Here is a 13,812-nt window from a genome sequence, read left to right as displayed (position 1 = left end):
GGCACATCCAACCCCCGCGAGGAGCAACGCAAGTGAGCAGCAACAGCGGTGACGTCCGGCTCTGGGGCGGACGGTTCGCCGACGGTCCCGCCGAGGCCCTGGCCAAGCTGTCCGCGTCGGTCCATTTCGATTGGCGCCTCGCGCCGTACGACATCGCCGGATCGCGTGCCCACGCGCGCGTTCTGCACGGTGCGGGCCTGCTCACCGAGGACGAGCTCACCCGCATGACCGAGGGGCTCGACCGGCTGGAGGCCGACGTAGCCGACGGCTCGTTCGTCGGGACCATCGCCGACGAGGACGTCCACACCGCCCTGGAGCGCGGTCTGCTGGAGCGCCTCGGCGCGGACCTGGGAGGCAAGCTGCGCGCCGGCCGCTCCCGCAACGACCAGGTCGCCACGCTCTTCCGGATGTACCTGCGCGACCACGCCCGGATCGTCGGCGGCCTGATCGCCGACCTCCAGGAGGCGCTCATCGGGCTCGCGGAGGCCCACCCGGACGTGGCGATGCCCGGCCGGACCCATCTCCAGCACGCGCAGCCGGTGCTCTTCGCCCACCACGTCCTCGCCCACGTCCAGTCCCTGTCCCGGGACGCCGAGCGGCTGCGCCAGTGGGACGAGCGGACCGCCGTCTCGCCGTACGGCTCCGGCGCCCTGGCCGGTTCCTCCCTCGGCCTCGACCCGCAGGCGGTCGCGAAGGACCTCGGCTTCGAGCACGGCAGCGTCGCCAACTCCATCGACGGCACGGCCTCCCGCGACTTCGTGGCGGAGTTCGCCTTCATCACCGCGATGATCGGCGTGAACCTCTCCCGGATCGCCGAGGAGGTCATCATCTGGAACACGAAGGAGTTCTCCTTCGTCACCCTCCACGACGCGTTCTCCACCGGCTCCTCGATCATGCCGCAGAAGAAGAACCCGGACATCGCCGAGCTCGCGCGCGGCAAGTCGGGCCGGCTGATCGGCAATCTCACCGGACTGATGGCCACCCTCAAGGCGCTGCCCCTCGCCTACAACCGCGACCTCCAGGAGGACAAGGAACCCGTCTTCGACTCCTGCGACCAGCTGGAGGTCCTGCTCCCCGCCTTCACCGGCATGATGGCGACGCTCACCGTGCACCGCGAGCGCATGGAGGAGCTGGCCCCGGCGGGCTTCTCGCTCGCCACCGACATCGCCGAGTGGCTGGTCAAGCAGGGCGTGCCGTTCCGTGTCGCGCACGAGGTGGCCGGCGAGTGCGTGAAGGTCGCCGAGGCGGACGGCAAGGAGCTCGACGAACTGACCGACGAGCAGTTCGCCAAGATCTCCCCGCACCTGACCCCGCAGGTGCGGTCCGTCCTGAACGTGCCCGGCGCCCTCGCCTCCCGCGACGGCCGCGGCGGCACGGCCCCCGTCGCGGTCGCCGCCCAGCTCGCCGACATCAAGGCGGACGTGGCGGACCAGCAGCACTGGGCGCGGGCCAAGCGGAAGCAGTAGCCCGGGCGCGGGCGCGCGGCACGGCGGGTGCCGCGTCCCGGAGCGGGTGCCGTACGACGGAGGGCGTCGCGGGTTACGTTGGTCGGGAACCGTAGAGGAGCCGACCGGAACGGAGCCGCGATGCCCTTCGCACGCCTGGCCTCAGCCACGACGCCCACCGCCCGCATCGGTCTGGGCCTCGCCGCCGTCGGCCGCCCCGGCTACATCAACCTCGGGCGTGAGGAGGACCTCCCGGCCGACCGCAGTGTCGACGCCCTGCGCGAGCGCACCCACGAACTCCTCGACGCCGCCTACGCCCAGGGCGTCCGCTACTTCGACGTGGCCCGCTCCTACGGCCGCTCCGAGGAGTTCCTCGCCGACTGGCTGCGCGACCGCCCCGGCGTCGACGACGTCGTCGTCGGCAGCAAGTGGGGCTACACGTACACCGCGGACTGGCGCACCGACGCCGAGGCCCACGAGGTCAAGGACCACGGCCTCGCCACGTACGAGCGGCAGCGCGCCGAGACCGCCGGGCTGCTCGGCGACCGCCTCGACCTCTACCAGATCCACTCGGTGACCCCGGACAGCCCGGCCCTCACCGACAAGGAACTGCACGCCGCGCTCGCCGAGGCGGCCGCCGGGGGACTGTCGATCGGCTTCTCCACCAGCGGGCCCGCGCAGGCCGACGCGATCCGTGCCGCCCTCGCCGTGACCGTCGACGGCGAACCCCTCTTCCGTACGGTCCAGTCCACGTACAACGTCCTGGAGACCTCGGCCGGGCCCGCGCTCGCCGAGGCCCACGACGCCGGACTGACCGTGATCGTCAAGGAGGGCATGGCCAACGGCCGGCTCGCCGGGCCCCACGCGCCCGAGGCGCTGCGCGCCGTCGCCGACGGGACGGGCCTCGGCTGCGACGCGGTCGCCCTCGCGCTCGTCCTGCGGCAGCCCTGGGCCGGCGTGGTGCTCTCGGGCGCCGCCACCGCGAACCAGCTCGCCTCGAACCTGCACGCGGCCGTCGTCGACCTCGGCGACGAACAGCTGCACCGGCTCGCCGCCCTCGCGGAGACGCCCCGCGCGTACTGGGAGCGGCGCGGGCAGCTCCCCTGGCACTGACCTTCCGCTCCGCCCTCCGGGGTCCGCGTCCTCAGCCCTCTCACGCGCCGCGCATGCGGCATCGGTGAGACACATACGCCCCAGATGAGACATGACTGTCTCATCTGGGGTACTCTTGTCTCATGGCTGTCGATCGTGACCACGTGCTGCGCAGCGCAGCCGCCCTGCTGACCAGGAAATCCACCGCGACCATGGACGAGGTCGCGAAGGCCGCCGGGATCAGCCGGGCCACGCTGCACCGCCAGTTCGCCGGGCGCGACGCGCTCGTACGGGCGCTGGAGGCCCTCGGCATCGAGGAGTGCGAGGCGGCCCTGGACGCCGCCCGCCTGGACGAGGGCACCGCCCAGGAGGCCGTGCGCCGCCTGGTGAAGGAGCTGGAGAAGGCGGCCGGACTGCTCGCCTTCCTCTACACGGAGAACCAGCTGTTCGAGGGCGACGGGCAGCACGAGGGCTGGGCCCGGCTCGACGCCCGGATGTCCGCGCTGTTCCGGCGCGGCCAGGAGAGCGGCGAGTTCCGCATCGACCTCACACCCCCCTGGCTCACCGAGGCGCTCTACGGCCTGATGGCCTCCGCGTCCTGGGCCGTCACCGAGGGCCGGATCGCCGCCAACGACTTCCACCACATGATCGTCGAGCTGCTGCTCGGCGGAGCGCTACGGAGAGAGGAACCATGACCAGCACCCTGCAGCCGGCCGTCGCGGCGGAGGTGGAGAAGCGCCCGGGCCGCTGGCTCGCGCTCTCCGTCCTCGTCCTCGCCGTGCTGTTGGTGGCCGTCGACGCGACCGTCCTCGGCCTCGCGACCCCGTACATCAGCGAGGACCTGAAGCCCTCGGGCACCCAGCTCCTGTGGATCGGGGACGTCTACTCCTTCGTCATCGCCGGACTGCTCGTCTCGATGGGCAGCCTCGGTGACCGCATCGGCCGCAAGAAGCTGCTGCTCGTCGGCGCGACGGCGTTCGGGCTCATATCCGTGCTCAACGCGTACGCGACGACACCCGAGATGATGATCCTGGCGCGGGCGCTGCTCGGCGTCGCGGGCGCGACCCTGATGCCCGCCACCCTCGCCCTGATCCGCAACATCTTCCACGACCCGCGCGAGCGCAGCCTCGCCATCGGCATCTGGGGCGCGACGGCCTCCGCCGGCACCGCCGTCGGTCCGGTGGTCGGCGGTTTCCTGCTCGAACACTTCTGGTGGGGCTCGGTCTTCCTCATCAACCTTCCGGTGATGGTGGTCCTCGTCCTCGTCGGCATCAAGCTGCTGCCCGAGTCGAAGAGCCCCAGCCACGGGCCCTGGGACCTGATCAGCGTGACGCTGTCCCTCGTCGGCGTGATCGGCGTGGTCTACGCGGTGAAGGAGGCCGCCGCGCACGGCCCGAGCGGCGCGGTGTTCGCCACCGGACTGCTCGGCGTCGCCGCGCTCGTCTGGTTCGTGCGCCGCCAGCTCACGCTGCCCGCGCCCCTGCTGGACGTCCGCCTCTTCCGCCACCGGGGCTTCTCCGGTGCCGTGCTCGCCGACCTGTTCACCGTCCTCGGCCTGTCCGGGCTGGTGTTCTTCCTCTCCCAGTACCTGCAACTCGTGCAGGGACGCGGCCCGTTCGAAGCCGGGCTCGCCGAGATCCCGGCCGCGGTCGGCGCCGTCGCCGCCGGTCTGGTCGCGGGCCGCTACGCCCGCCGGTTCTCCGTGCGCGTCGTCGTCTCCGGTGGCCTCGCCGCGGTGGGCCTCGCGCTCGGCACGCTCACCGTGCTCGGCCAGTCGACGGGCTACCCGGTCCTCGGCGCCGCCCTGCTGGTCGTCGGCATCGGTGCCGGCTTCTCGTTCACGGTGACGGCCGACGTGATCCTGTCGACCGTGCCCAAGGACCAGGCCGGCGCCGCGTCCGCGGTCTCCGAGACGGCGTACGAACTCGGCGCGGCCCTCGGCATCGCCCTGCTCGGCTCCGTCGTGACCGGCGTCTACGCCGGCTTCACCGGCCCGGCGGGCACCCCCGCCGCGGCGCACGACTCCCTGGGCGGAGCGGTGGAGGCGGCCGCGAGCCTGCCCGCACCGGCCGCCGAGGCGATGCTGAACGCCGCCCGCGAGTCCTTCGTGGACGGGCTGGCCCTGGCGTCCGGCGCGGGAGCCGTCGTGCTGCTCGCCACCGCGGTCGCGGCCTGGTTCCTGCTGCGCGGCCAGAAGCTGGAGGCCTAGGACCGCGAACGCGAAACGGGGTGGGCCCCGACCGGTATCCCCCGGTCGGGGCCCACCCCGTTTCGCGTGTCGTGCGGGCGAAGCCCTACGCGGCCTTCGCCTTCGTCGCGTACATGTCCACGTACTCCTGGCCGGACAGCCGCATGACCTCGGTCATCACCGAGTCGGTCACGGCGCGCAGCACGTACCGGTCGCGGTCCATGCCCTCGTACCGGGAGAACTCCATGGCGGGGCCGAAGCGGACGGTGACCTTGCCCGGGCGCGGGATGCCCGCGCCGCCCGGCTGGAGCTTGTCGGTGCCGATCATCGCGAACGGCACGACCGGGGCCCCGGTCATCAGGGTGAGGCGGGCGATGCCGGTGCGGCCGCGGTACAGCCGGCCGTCGGGGGAGCGGGTGCCCTCGGGGTAGATGCCGAAGACCTTGCCCTCCTCCAGGATGCGGCGGCCGGTCATCAGCGCCGCGACACCGCCGTTGGCGCCGTCGCGGTCCACCGGGATCATGCCGACGCCGGTGAAGAACCACGCCATCAGCCGGCCCTTGAAGCCCTTGCCCGTGACGTACTCGTCCTTGCCGATGAACAGCACCTGCCGGTCGCAGACCAGCGGAAGGATCATCGAGTCGATGAACGTGAGGTGATTGCCGGCCAGGATCACCGGACCGTCGCCCGGAATGTGCTCCACGCCCTCCACCCGAGGACGGAACATCAGGCGCATGATCGGTCCGAGCGCTGCCTTGATGAGCGCGAAGCGGGACAACAGGCCCTCCGGTGTCAAGGGATCGGTATGGAGTCTGTGCAGGTGAGGACGATACTCGCGGTTCCCGGGTGATTGCACATCGGGTTCACCGACCGGATACGCGGTGTTGACGCACGTTTACCTGCGGTGGCACGCCTGTGGGCGGCCGACATCGGGGCGACACGATGTGACGGACATCGCGCGCCGCACCGGCGAACGGGTGACCCCGCCAAGGTTCGCCGCCCACTCGCCGCTGCCCCCCGGGTACCCCGCCGCCCCGGACCGAAGCGGACGGACCGTCAGGTTCCGTATCCCGGGCACCCGCCCGGAGTCATCGACTGTTCCGCCGCAGGCCTCCCTCCCGTCACACGGGGACACCTACGATCGTCCCGCTCGACAGGCAGGGCACCTACGGCGGGAGGAACGCTCATGGGAGTGCAGGAGTCGAACGGTCAGGAGCGGGGCACGGCGCGGCGGACGCTGCTCGGGGCGGCGGTGCTCGGCGCCGGGGGAGCGGTCCTCGGACTGCCCGGCGCCGCGAGCGCCGGCGAGCGCCACGGGGGCGGCGGCTACCGGAGCCTGCCCAAGCCGACGATCATCGGACATCGCGGCGCCAGCGGCTACCGGCCGGAGCACACCTTCGGCTCGTACCAGCTCGCCCTGGACCTCGGCGCCGACGTCGTCGAGGCGGGTGACCTCGTCCCGACCAAGGACGGTCACCTCGTCTGCCGCCACGAACCGGAGATCGGCGGGACCACCGACGTCGCCGCGCACCCCGAGTTCGCCGCGCGCAGAACGACCAAGACCCTGGACGGCATCCCCACCACCGGCTGGTTCACCGAGGACTTCACCCTCGCCGAGCTGAAGACGCTGCGGGCCGTCGAGCGCATCCCCGCCAACCGTCCGCACAACACCCTCTACAACGGGCGCTGGGAGATCCCCACCTTCGAGGAGGTGCTCCGCTGGCAGGACGAGCAGACCCGCAAGCGCGGCAAGCAGGTCTGGATCTACCCCGAGACCAAGCACCCCACCTACTTCCGGGCGCTCGGCCTCGGCCTGGAGGAGCGCGTGGCCAAGCTCCTGCGCAGGTACGGAAAGGACAAGAAGGACTCGCCGGTCATCCTGCAGTCCTTCGAGCCGACCAGCATCCAGCGACTGAACAAGCTCGTCGGCAACCCGCTCGCCGTACTGCTCTCGGGCGCGGACACCCGCCCCTGGGACTTCGTCGCGACGGGAGACCCGCGCACCGTCGCCGACCTGGTCACGCCCCAGGGCCTGAAGTGGATCGCCTCGTTCGCCCAGGGCATCGGCCCCACGCTCGACCTCGTCATTCCCAAGGACGCGGCCGGCAACCTCACCACGCCGACCACGCTCGTCGCCGACGCGCACCACGCGGGTCTCGTCCTGCACCCCTACACCATGCGCAACGAGAACCCCTTCCTGCCGGCCGACTTCCGCAAGGGCACGGACCCGACCGCGTACGGGGACGCCTTCGGCGCGTTCAAGGCGTACTTCGAGACGGGCATCGACGGCGTCTTCTCCGACAACGCCGACACGGCGCTGCTGGCCCGCGCGGACTTCCTCGCCCGCTGAACCGCCGGCCCGCAGGCACACCGCACCGTACGCCGGACCGTCAACCGGCGCCCGCGTCACCCCGGATGGGGTGACAACCGGCCGTCCCGGCAACCTCCTGCCGGGGCGGCCGCGTCGTGCCGCACATGACCCACGAGATGGTTTCCGCGCTCCGGCCGCTGCTCGCCGCCGAGGCGTCGGCCGAGGCCCACGCGTCCGGCACCGAGCAGAACGATCTGGAACAGGCCGTCTGGCTCCGCCTCCTGGAGCGGCTGGACACCGCGGGCCCGCCCGCCGACCCGCCGGGATGGCTGCGCCGCGCGGTGCGCTCCGAGGCCCGCCGCAGCCGCCGTACGGCACGCGCCGAGCAGCCGTACGCCGTCGAACCCGCGGACGACCGGCGGCACGGCCCCGAACAGCAGGCGATGACCGCCGACCGGCGCCGCGAACTGCACGCGGCCGTGCGCCGGCTGCCCCGCCGGTGCCGTGGCCTGATGGCCGCGCTGCTCTCCCCGGAAGACCTCACGTACCGGGAGATCGCAGGCGAGTTGGGTATCTCACAGGGCAGTCTGGGTCCGGAACGTTCCAGATGCCTGGGATGTCTGCGGCGATTGCTCGCGGTGGAGGTTGCGGCCCACTGACGACGGGGATAGGAGTGGGGGACGACCGGTGAACAGGTGAGCGGGAGGCATGCACACATGGGCATGAGCGTGACCATCTCGGCGGCGACCGAGCAGGACGCAGAACAGATCCTGAAGCTGCAGTACCTCTGCTACCAGAGCGAGGCCGAGCTGTACGGCGACTACGGCATCGAGCCGCTCACCCAGCCGCTCGACTCCCTCAGGGCGGAACTCGCGGGCGGCACGGTCCTGGTGGCCCGGCTCGGCGACGAGGTGGTGGCCTCCGTGCGGGGCGCCGTCGACGCCGACGGGACGGCCCGGATCAACAAGCTCATCGTGCACCCGCGCATGCAGCGGCACGGCCTCGGCGGACGGCTGCTCGCCGCGATCGAGACCCGGCTGGGCGCGGACGGCGCGGCCACGTCCTTCCAGCTCTTCACCGGCCACCGCAGCGAGCACAACCTGCGCCTGTACCGCAAGCACGGCTACGCGCCCGTCTCCCGGGAGCAGGTCGACGATCGGCTGACCCTGGTGACCCTCGCCAAGGGCGCCGACACCGCCGCGTACGCCACCAGCGCCTGACGGCCCCGGCCGTCGGCCGGCACCCCGCCGAGAGGCGGGAGCGGTCCGGCGGCCGCAGCGGTCGCTATCGGGCGGTGGTACGCGCGGTGCGCAGCCAGTACATCGCCGACAGCGGCAGCAGGACCGGGATGAAGAGATAGCCCATGCCGTAGTCCGACCACACCGTGGCGTCGGGGAAGGCCGACGGCTCCACCAGCGTCCAGGTCCCGACGACCAGCACGCCCGCGAGCTCGGCGGCGCAGCACACCAGCGCCGCCCTGCGCGCCGTCTCCCCGCCCCGCACGAGCGAGTACGTGATGAAGCCGTAGACGAGACCGGCGACCGCGGACAGCGAGTAGGCGAGCGGAGCCTTGTCGAACTCCGTGGAGATCTGTACGGCCGACCGCGAGACCGCGCCGACCACCATCACCCCGTACAGCCAGACCAGCAGCATGCCCGGGCCGCTGATCAGCCGGGTGCGCCCGGTGGCCGCGGGCTCCCCGCCCACCGTGTCGTCCCGCCCGTCCCGAGGCACGCTCGTGTTCTCCTCCGTGGCCGTCATCTCAGCCTCCCCAGATGTCGTAGAGCCGCACCTCGAGCACGGCGAGGACGATGCCGCCCGCCGCCACCGTGACCGAACCCCAGCGAGTCCGCTCCGCCAGCGACATGAACGCCACGGCCGGGACGCACGCGAAGGCGCCGAGCAGATACGCCACGAAGATCGTCGTGCCCTGCTCCGGCTTCTCGCCGCGCGCCAGCTGGACCACGCCGACCACCAGCTGGACCGCGGCGAGCAGCGACACCACGGCCATGCCGATGAAGTGCCAGTCCTTCGTCGGCTGATCACGGTAGGCGGCCCAGCCGCACCAGGCGGCGAGCGCGAGCGCGGCGACGGCCGTCGCGACCGTCAGGGCATCAAGCATGCCGCGACCCTATTACGGGCCAAAAGGCCCGATGCGCTCGCCCCCGGGGTGGCCCGTAGGGTCGAGGGCATGAAGATCCACGCTGAGGCCCTCCTGTTCGACAACGACGGCACCCTCGTCTCGTCCCTGGACTCGGTGAACCGCTGCTGGACCCGCTGGGCGCAGGAGTACGGCATCACCGCCGAGGACTTCGCCCGCATCGAACTGCACGGCCGCCCCGCCGCCGAGATCGTCGCCGACCTGCTGCCCCCCGAGACCGCACCCGAGGCCCTCGCCAGGGTCGAGCAACTGGAGATCGAGGACGTCGCGGGCGGGGTCGTCCCGCTGCCCGGCACCCTCGCGCTGCTCGCCGCCCTGCCCGCCGAGCGCTGGGCCGTCGTCACCTCGGCGACCCGCCGGCTCGCCGAGGCCCGGCTCGCCGAGGTCGGCATCCTCCCCAAGACGCTGATCGCCGCCGACGACATCACCCGCGGCAAGCCCGACCCGGAGCCCTACCTGCTCGCCGCCCGCCGGCTCGGCGTCGACCCGGCCCGCTGCGTCGTCTTCGAGGACGCCCCGGCCGGCCTCCAGTCGGGCCGCGCCGCAGGGATGACCACCGTGGCGTTGGCCACAACGCACCAGGCCCACGAGCTGGACGCCGACCACGTCGTCGAGGACCTCTCCGCCCTGTCGGTCCTGGTCACCGACGGGGGCGTGGAGCTCTCCGCCCGGGACTGAACCGTGTCCACCGCTGTCCGCTATACGGACAGCGGTGGCGGCTCCCCGCTTGGCGTCTGCTTTACTTCATCCCATGACCACGACGAGCAGCCGCATCCTTGCGACCGAGGCGACCATGACGCCCGGTGCTCGCTGTATGTGTCGAATGTGCGCCTTCTAGAGGGCCCCCGCACCACCGCCTGATCCCGCGCCCCGAAGCGGGATCGCCGCGCCCTGTGTCCGTACCGCGTACGTGACCGGGTTGCCCCGCGCACCTGTTCTCCCTCCGGTTCATCGCCATCGCGAGAATCCGTGTCGCGTTCCCGCCCGCATGCACCCGTGCCCCGGCGTACACCCACGCCCGCACTCGACAGTGACGGAATCCCCCCAGTGATCACGACAACGGGCCTCACCAAGGTCTACCGCTCGCGCGGCCGTGAAGTGACCGCCCTCGACGGCGTCGATCTGCATGTCCGCGAAGGCGAGGTGTACGGCGTCATCGGTCAGTCCGGCGCCGGCAAGTCCTCCCTCATCCGCTGCGTCAACCTGCTGGAGCGCCCCACCGCCGGCACGGTCACCGTCGCCGGACAGGACCTCACGGCGCTCGCCGGGCGCGGCCCGCGCGCGGGCCGCGAGCTCCGCCAGGCGCGCAGCCGGATCGGCATGGTCTTCCAGCACTTCAACCTGCTGTCTTCGCGCACGGTCCAGGACAACGTCGAGCTGCCGCTGGAGATCCTCGGCGTCTCGGGCAGGCGGCGGTCCTCCAAGGCACTCGAACTCCTGGAGCTGGTCGGCCTCTCCGACAAGGCCAAGGCCTACCCGGCGCAGCTCTCCGGCGGTCAGAAGCAGCGCGTCGGCATCGCCCGCGCCCTGGCCGGCGACCCCAAGGTGCTGCTCTCCGACGAGGCGACCAGCGCCCTCGACCCGGAGACCACCCGCTCCATCCTCCAGCTGCTGCGCGACCTGAACCGCCAGCTGGGCCTGACCGTCCTGCTGATCACGCACGAGATGGACGTGGTCAAGTCGATCTGCGACTCGGCCGCGCTGATGGACCGGGGCCGCGTCGTGGAGTCCGGCACCGTCAGCGAACTCCTCGCGACGCCCGGCTCCGAACTGGCCTCCGCGCTCTTCCCGGTCAGCGGCGACGTGTCCGGCGACGACCGCACCGTCATCGACGTCACCTTCGTCGGTGAGGCGGCCACCCGGCCGGTCATCTCGCAGCTCTCGCGCACCTACAACATCGACATCTCGATCCTCGGTGCCGCGATGGACACCGTCGCGGGACGCCAGGTCGGCCGCATGCGCATCGAACTGCCCGGCGGCTACGAGGAGAACGTCGTGCCCATCGGCTTCCTCCGCGAGCAGGGCCTGCAGATCGACGTCGTGGAACGGGCCGCCTCGGAGTCCGTACTGGTGAAGGAAGGTGCCAAGTGACCTGGTCCGAGATGCAGCCCCTGCTGTCCCAGGCGTGTTGGGACACCCTCTACATGGTCGGCTGGTCCACGCTCATAGCCATCGTCGGCGGTCTCCCGCTCGGAGTCCTGCTCGTCCTCACCGACCGCGGCGGACTCCTGCAGAACGTCGTCGTGAACAAGATCGTCGGGCAGGTCGTGAACGTCGCCCGCTCACTGCCGTTCATCATCCTGATGGTCGCGCTGATGAGCTTCACGCGCACGATCACCGGGACCACCATCGGACGCGAGGCGGCCATCGTGCCGCTCGCCGTCGGCGCGATCCCGTTCTTCGCCCGCCTGGTCGAGACGGCGGTCCGCGAGGTGGACGGCGGACTCGTCGAGGCCGTGCAGGCGATGGGCGGCAACACCTGGACGGTCGTCCGCCGGGTCCTCGTGCCCGAGTCGCTGCCCTCGCTGATCTCCTCGGCGACCACCACGATCGTCGCCCTCATCGGCTACTCGGCGATGGCCGGCACCGTCGGCGCGGGCGGCCTCGGCGACATCGCGATCCGGTACGGCTACCAGCGCTTCGAGACCACCATGATGTGGATCACCGTCGCCATCCTCGCGGTCGTCATCTCCCTCATCCAGTTCGCCGGCGACTACGCGGCCCGCGGCCTGCACCGCCGCGGCGGTGGGTCGGGCGCCGCCCCGAAGCTGCGGTTCCTGAAGTCCCGGGAGACCTCCGCCGCCGACGTCGGCACGGTCGCCTGACACCCCGGCGGCCCGTCCTCCGGGCGCCGGCATCCACCCCCCTCGGTTTCCCCGTCCACCTCATGACGGGGCGGCACCACCCATAAGGAAAGGCACTTTTCGTGCGTAACACCGCCAAGATCACCACCGCTGTCCTCGCCGCCGGAGCCCTCACCCTCGGTCTCTCCGCCTGCGGCTCCGACAAGGACTCCGCGTCCTCCTCCGACACGAGCGGCCCGCTCGTCGTCGCCGCCAGTCCCGTCCCGCACGCCGAGATCCTGAACTTCGTCAAGAAGAACCTGGCGAAGAAGGCGGGCCTGGACCTGGAGGTCAAGGAGTTCCAGGACTACATCGTCCCGAACACGGCGACCGAGGACGGCTCGGTGGACGCCAACTACTTCCAGAACCAGCCGTACCTCGACGACTTCAACAAGAAGCGCGGCACCCACATCGTGCCCGTCGTCACCGTGCACCTGGAGCCGCTCGGCCTCTACTCCCACAAGGTGAAGAGCTCCGACGCCCTGAAGAGCGGTGCGACCGTCGCCGTCCCCAACGACGCGGTGAACGAGGCGCGCGCCCTGAAGCTGCTCGCCTCCAAGGGGCTCATCACCCTCAAGGACGGCGTCGGCAACGAGGCGACCCCGCAGGACATCTCCAAGAACCCGAAGAACCTGAAGTTCAAGGAGGTCGAGGCGGCCCAGACCCCGCGCTCCCTGGACGACGTGGACGCCGCGGTGATCAACGGCAACTACGCCATCTCCGCCGGTCTCAAGCCCGCCAAGGACGCCCTCGTCCTGGAGTCCGCGACGAACAACCCCTACGGCAACTTCCTCGCCGTCAAGAAGGGCAACGAGAACGACCCGCGCGTGAAGAAGCTCGCGAAGCTCCTCACCTCGCCCGAGGTCAAGAAGTTCATAGAGGACAAGTACGCCGGCTCCGTCATCCCCTCCTTCAAGTAGGCGGAAAGCGGCAGTTCACCGACCGAGGGGCCGCACGGCCCCGCCGGTCACCGCACGGGGTCCACTCCATTACCGGGAGTGGACCCCGTTGTGCGGTTCGGTGGTTTCATGCTGCATGCTGGGCAGTTCAGCGAACCTGGCGGTACATCAGGTCCGAAGTCCCCGACGGTTACGGAGCGTCGCATGACGAGCACCTTCCCCGACATCTCCATCAGCACGGAGCGGTTGGTCCTGCGTGCGCTCGACGAGGACGACGTCGCTCCGCTGGCCGAGATGATGAACGACGAGATGGTGGCGGCCTGGACGTCGATCCCGCAGCCGTTCTCCGAGGACGGCGCCCGCCACTGGATCACCGACTACGCGCCCACGGAACGCGCCGAGGGGCGTGGACTCGACCTCGCCGTCACCGAGTTCCTCACCCAGCGCCTGGTCGGCGTCATCCAGCTCGGCAAGACGAACTGGCGCGTGCGCTCCACCGAGCTCTCCTACATCATCGCCCCCTGGGCGCGCGGTGAGGGCTACGCCTCCGAGGCGGCGCTCGCGACCGCCCGATGGCTCTTCGGGGACCAGAAGTTCGAACGGCTCGAATTGCGTACGGCCGCCGACAACACCGCCTCCCAGCAGGTCGCCCAGAAGATCGGCTGCATCAGCGAGGGCGTGCTGCGCAACGCCTGCATAGCGCGTACCCGGACCGAGGACGGCACCTGGGCCGACCTGCGCACCGACTTCATCGTGTGGAGCCTGCTCCCCGAGGACCTGGAGGACGTCGGCGAGCACCGCGCCGACGCCGGCGGCTACACCTCGTACAACGACTGGAACTGAGCGGGGCGGGCAGAGGGAGGGCGGTCCACG

The 13,812-nt window shown here is 71.3% G+C and carries 15 protein-coding genes; 12 read left to right on the top strand and 3 right to left on the bottom strand.

What is annotated here, in order from left to right; all coding sequences use genetic code 11:
- Nucleotides 1–32: 32 nt before the first annotated feature.
- The 4 genes from argH to B0675_RS33845 all read left to right on the top strand — a co-directional run bounded on the left by argH (nt 33) and on the right by B0675_RS33845 (nt 4,746).
- Entirely contained in the window at nt 33–1,466 is a 1,434-nt protein-coding gene (gene argH / locus B0675_RS33860) for an argininosuccinate lyase (RefSeq protein ID WP_081223417.1), read from the top strand.
- 120 nt (nt 1,467–1,586) lie between these two features.
- Nucleotides 1,587–2,558 (top strand): aldo/keto reductase, encoded by a 972-nt coding sequence (locus B0675_RS33855; RefSeq protein WP_081223416.1) that lies wholly within the window; start codon nt 1,587–1,589, stop codon nt 2,556–2,558.
- A 122-nt stretch (nt 2,559–2,680) separates the two neighbouring features.
- Complete coding sequence (locus B0675_RS33850; protein WP_179165491.1) at nt 2,681–3,232, top strand: TetR/AcrR family transcriptional regulator; 552 nt, start codon at nt 2,681–2,683, stop codon at nt 3,230–3,232.
- Nucleotides 3,229–4,746, top strand: coding sequence for an MFS transporter (locus tag B0675_RS33845; RefSeq protein WP_081223414.1), 1,518 nt, complete (start codon nt 3,229–3,231; stop codon nt 4,744–4,746). The genes B0675_RS33850 and B0675_RS33845 overlap by 4 nt, the downstream gene beginning before the upstream one ends.
- A gap of 85 nt (nt 4,747–4,831) precedes the next feature.
- Here B0675_RS33845 and B0675_RS33840 read toward each other — a convergent pair whose 3' ends face one another.
- A complete protein-coding gene (locus B0675_RS33840) occupies nt 4,832–5,503 on the bottom strand; it encodes a lysophospholipid acyltransferase family protein (protein ID WP_081223413.1) in 672 nt (223 codons plus the stop codon).
- A 408-nt stretch (nt 5,504–5,911) separates the two neighbouring features.
- On the opposite strand from B0675_RS33840, the gene B0675_RS33835 reads away from it, so the two are divergent.
- The 3 genes from B0675_RS33835 to B0675_RS33825 all read left to right on the top strand — a co-directional run bounded on the left by B0675_RS33835 (nt 5,912) and on the right by B0675_RS33825 (nt 8,256).
- A complete protein-coding gene (locus B0675_RS33835) occupies nt 5,912–7,075 on the top strand; it encodes a glycerophosphodiester phosphodiesterase (RefSeq protein ID WP_081223412.1) in 1,164 nt (387 codons plus the stop codon).
- 125 nt (nt 7,076–7,200) lie between these two features.
- Nucleotides 7,201–7,695, top strand: a complete 495-nt coding sequence (locus B0675_RS33830; RefSeq protein WP_081223411.1) for a sigma-70 family RNA polymerase sigma factor — start codon at nt 7,201–7,203, stop codon at nt 7,693–7,695.
- 57 nt (nt 7,696–7,752) lie between these two features.
- Entirely contained in the window at nt 7,753–8,256 is a 504-nt protein-coding gene (locus B0675_RS33825) for a GNAT family N-acetyltransferase (RefSeq protein WP_081223410.1), read from the top strand.
- A 64-nt stretch (nt 8,257–8,320) separates the two neighbouring features.
- Here the strand turns inward: B0675_RS33825 and B0675_RS33820 are convergent, their stop codons facing one another.
- Nucleotides 8,321–8,689, bottom strand: coding sequence for a hypothetical protein (locus B0675_RS33820; RefSeq protein ID WP_081224037.1), 369 nt, complete (start codon nt 8,687–8,689; stop codon nt 8,321–8,323).
- A 109-nt stretch (nt 8,690–8,798) separates the two neighbouring features.
- Nucleotides 8,799–9,158 (bottom strand): hypothetical protein, encoded by a 360-nt coding sequence (locus B0675_RS33815; RefSeq protein ID WP_081223409.1) that lies wholly within the window; start codon nt 9,156–9,158, stop codon nt 8,799–8,801.
- A gap of 69 nt (nt 9,159–9,227) precedes the next feature.
- On the opposite strand from B0675_RS33815, the gene B0675_RS33810 reads away from it, so the two are divergent.
- The 5 genes from B0675_RS33810 (at nt 9,228) to B0675_RS33790 (ending at nt 13,782) form a co-directional block, all read left to right on the top strand.
- Nucleotides 9,228–9,875 carry an HAD family hydrolase gene (locus tag B0675_RS33810; RefSeq protein ID WP_081223408.1) on the top strand — a complete coding sequence of 216 codons (648 nt, stop codon included), beginning with the start codon at nt 9,228–9,230 and terminating at the stop codon, nt 9,873–9,875.
- A gap of 369 nt (nt 9,876–10,244) precedes the next feature.
- The gene (locus B0675_RS33805; RefSeq protein ID WP_081223407.1) at nt 10,245–11,288 is read left to right on the top strand and encodes an ATP-binding cassette domain-containing protein; all 1,044 of its coding nucleotides are present in this window, start codon (nt 10,245–10,247) and stop codon (nt 11,286–11,288) included.
- Nucleotides 11,285–12,022 (top strand): methionine ABC transporter permease, encoded by a 738-nt coding sequence (locus B0675_RS33800; RefSeq protein ID WP_081223406.1) that lies wholly within the window; start codon nt 11,285–11,287, stop codon nt 12,020–12,022. The genes B0675_RS33805 and B0675_RS33800 overlap by 4 nt, the downstream gene beginning before the upstream one ends.
- A 101-nt stretch (nt 12,023–12,123) precedes the next feature.
- Nucleotides 12,124–12,960: a MetQ/NlpA family ABC transporter substrate-binding protein gene (locus tag B0675_RS33795; RefSeq protein ID WP_081223405.1), complete on the top strand. Its 837-nt coding sequence runs from the start codon at nt 12,124–12,126 to the stop codon at nt 12,958–12,960.
- 183 nt (nt 12,961–13,143) lie between these two features.
- Nucleotides 13,144–13,782 carry a GNAT family N-acetyltransferase gene (locus B0675_RS33790; protein ID WP_081223404.1) on the top strand — a complete coding sequence of 213 codons (639 nt, stop codon included), beginning with the start codon at nt 13,144–13,146 and terminating at the stop codon, nt 13,780–13,782.
- The last annotated feature ends 30 nt before the right edge of the window (nt 13,783–13,812 follow it).

It is taken from the genome of Streptomyces sp. M41(2017), from assembly GCF_002078175.1.
Lineage (GTDB): Bacteria > Actinomycetota > Actinomycetes > Streptomycetales > Streptomycetaceae > Streptomyces.
This window is presented reverse-complemented; position numbering and strand designations above follow the sequence as displayed.

What these genes read in the sequence shown, in the direction of transcription:
- B0675_RS33855 (WP_081223416.1), top strand. Translation starts at nt 1,587, where the DNA reads ATGCCCTTCGCACGCCTGGCCTCAGCCACGACGCCCACCGCCCGCATC.
- B0675_RS33850 (WP_179165491.1), top strand. Translation starts at nt 2,681, where the DNA reads ATGGCTGTCGATCGTGACCACGTGCTGCGCAGCGCAGCCGCCCTGCTG.
- B0675_RS33845 (WP_081223414.1), top strand. Translation starts at nt 3,229, where the DNA reads ATGACCAGCACCCTGCAGCCGGCCGTCGCGGCGGAGGTGGAGAAGCGC.
- B0675_RS33835 (WP_081223412.1), top strand. Translation starts at nt 5,912, where the DNA reads ATGGGAGTGCAGGAGTCGAACGGTCAGGAGCGGGGCACGGCGCGGCGG.
- B0675_RS33830 (WP_081223411.1), top strand. Translation starts at nt 7,201, where the DNA reads ATGACCCACGAGATGGTTTCCGCGCTCCGGCCGCTGCTCGCCGCCGAG.
- B0675_RS33825 (WP_081223410.1), top strand. Translation starts at nt 7,753, where the DNA reads ATGGGCATGAGCGTGACCATCTCGGCGGCGACCGAGCAGGACGCAGAA.
- B0675_RS33820 (WP_081224037.1), bottom strand. Translation starts at nt 8,689, where the DNA reads ATGCTGCTGGTCTGGCTGTACGGGGTGATGGTGGTCGGCGCGGTCTCG.
- B0675_RS33815 (WP_081223409.1), bottom strand. Translation starts at nt 9,158, where the DNA reads ATGCTTGATGCCCTGACGGTCGCGACGGCCGTCGCCGCGCTCGCGCTC.
- B0675_RS33810 (WP_081223408.1), top strand. Translation starts at nt 9,228, where the DNA reads ATGAAGATCCACGCTGAGGCCCTCCTGTTCGACAACGACGGCACCCTC.
- B0675_RS33790 (WP_081223404.1), top strand. Translation starts at nt 13,144, where the DNA reads ATGACGAGCACCTTCCCCGACATCTCCATCAGCACGGAGCGGTTGGTC.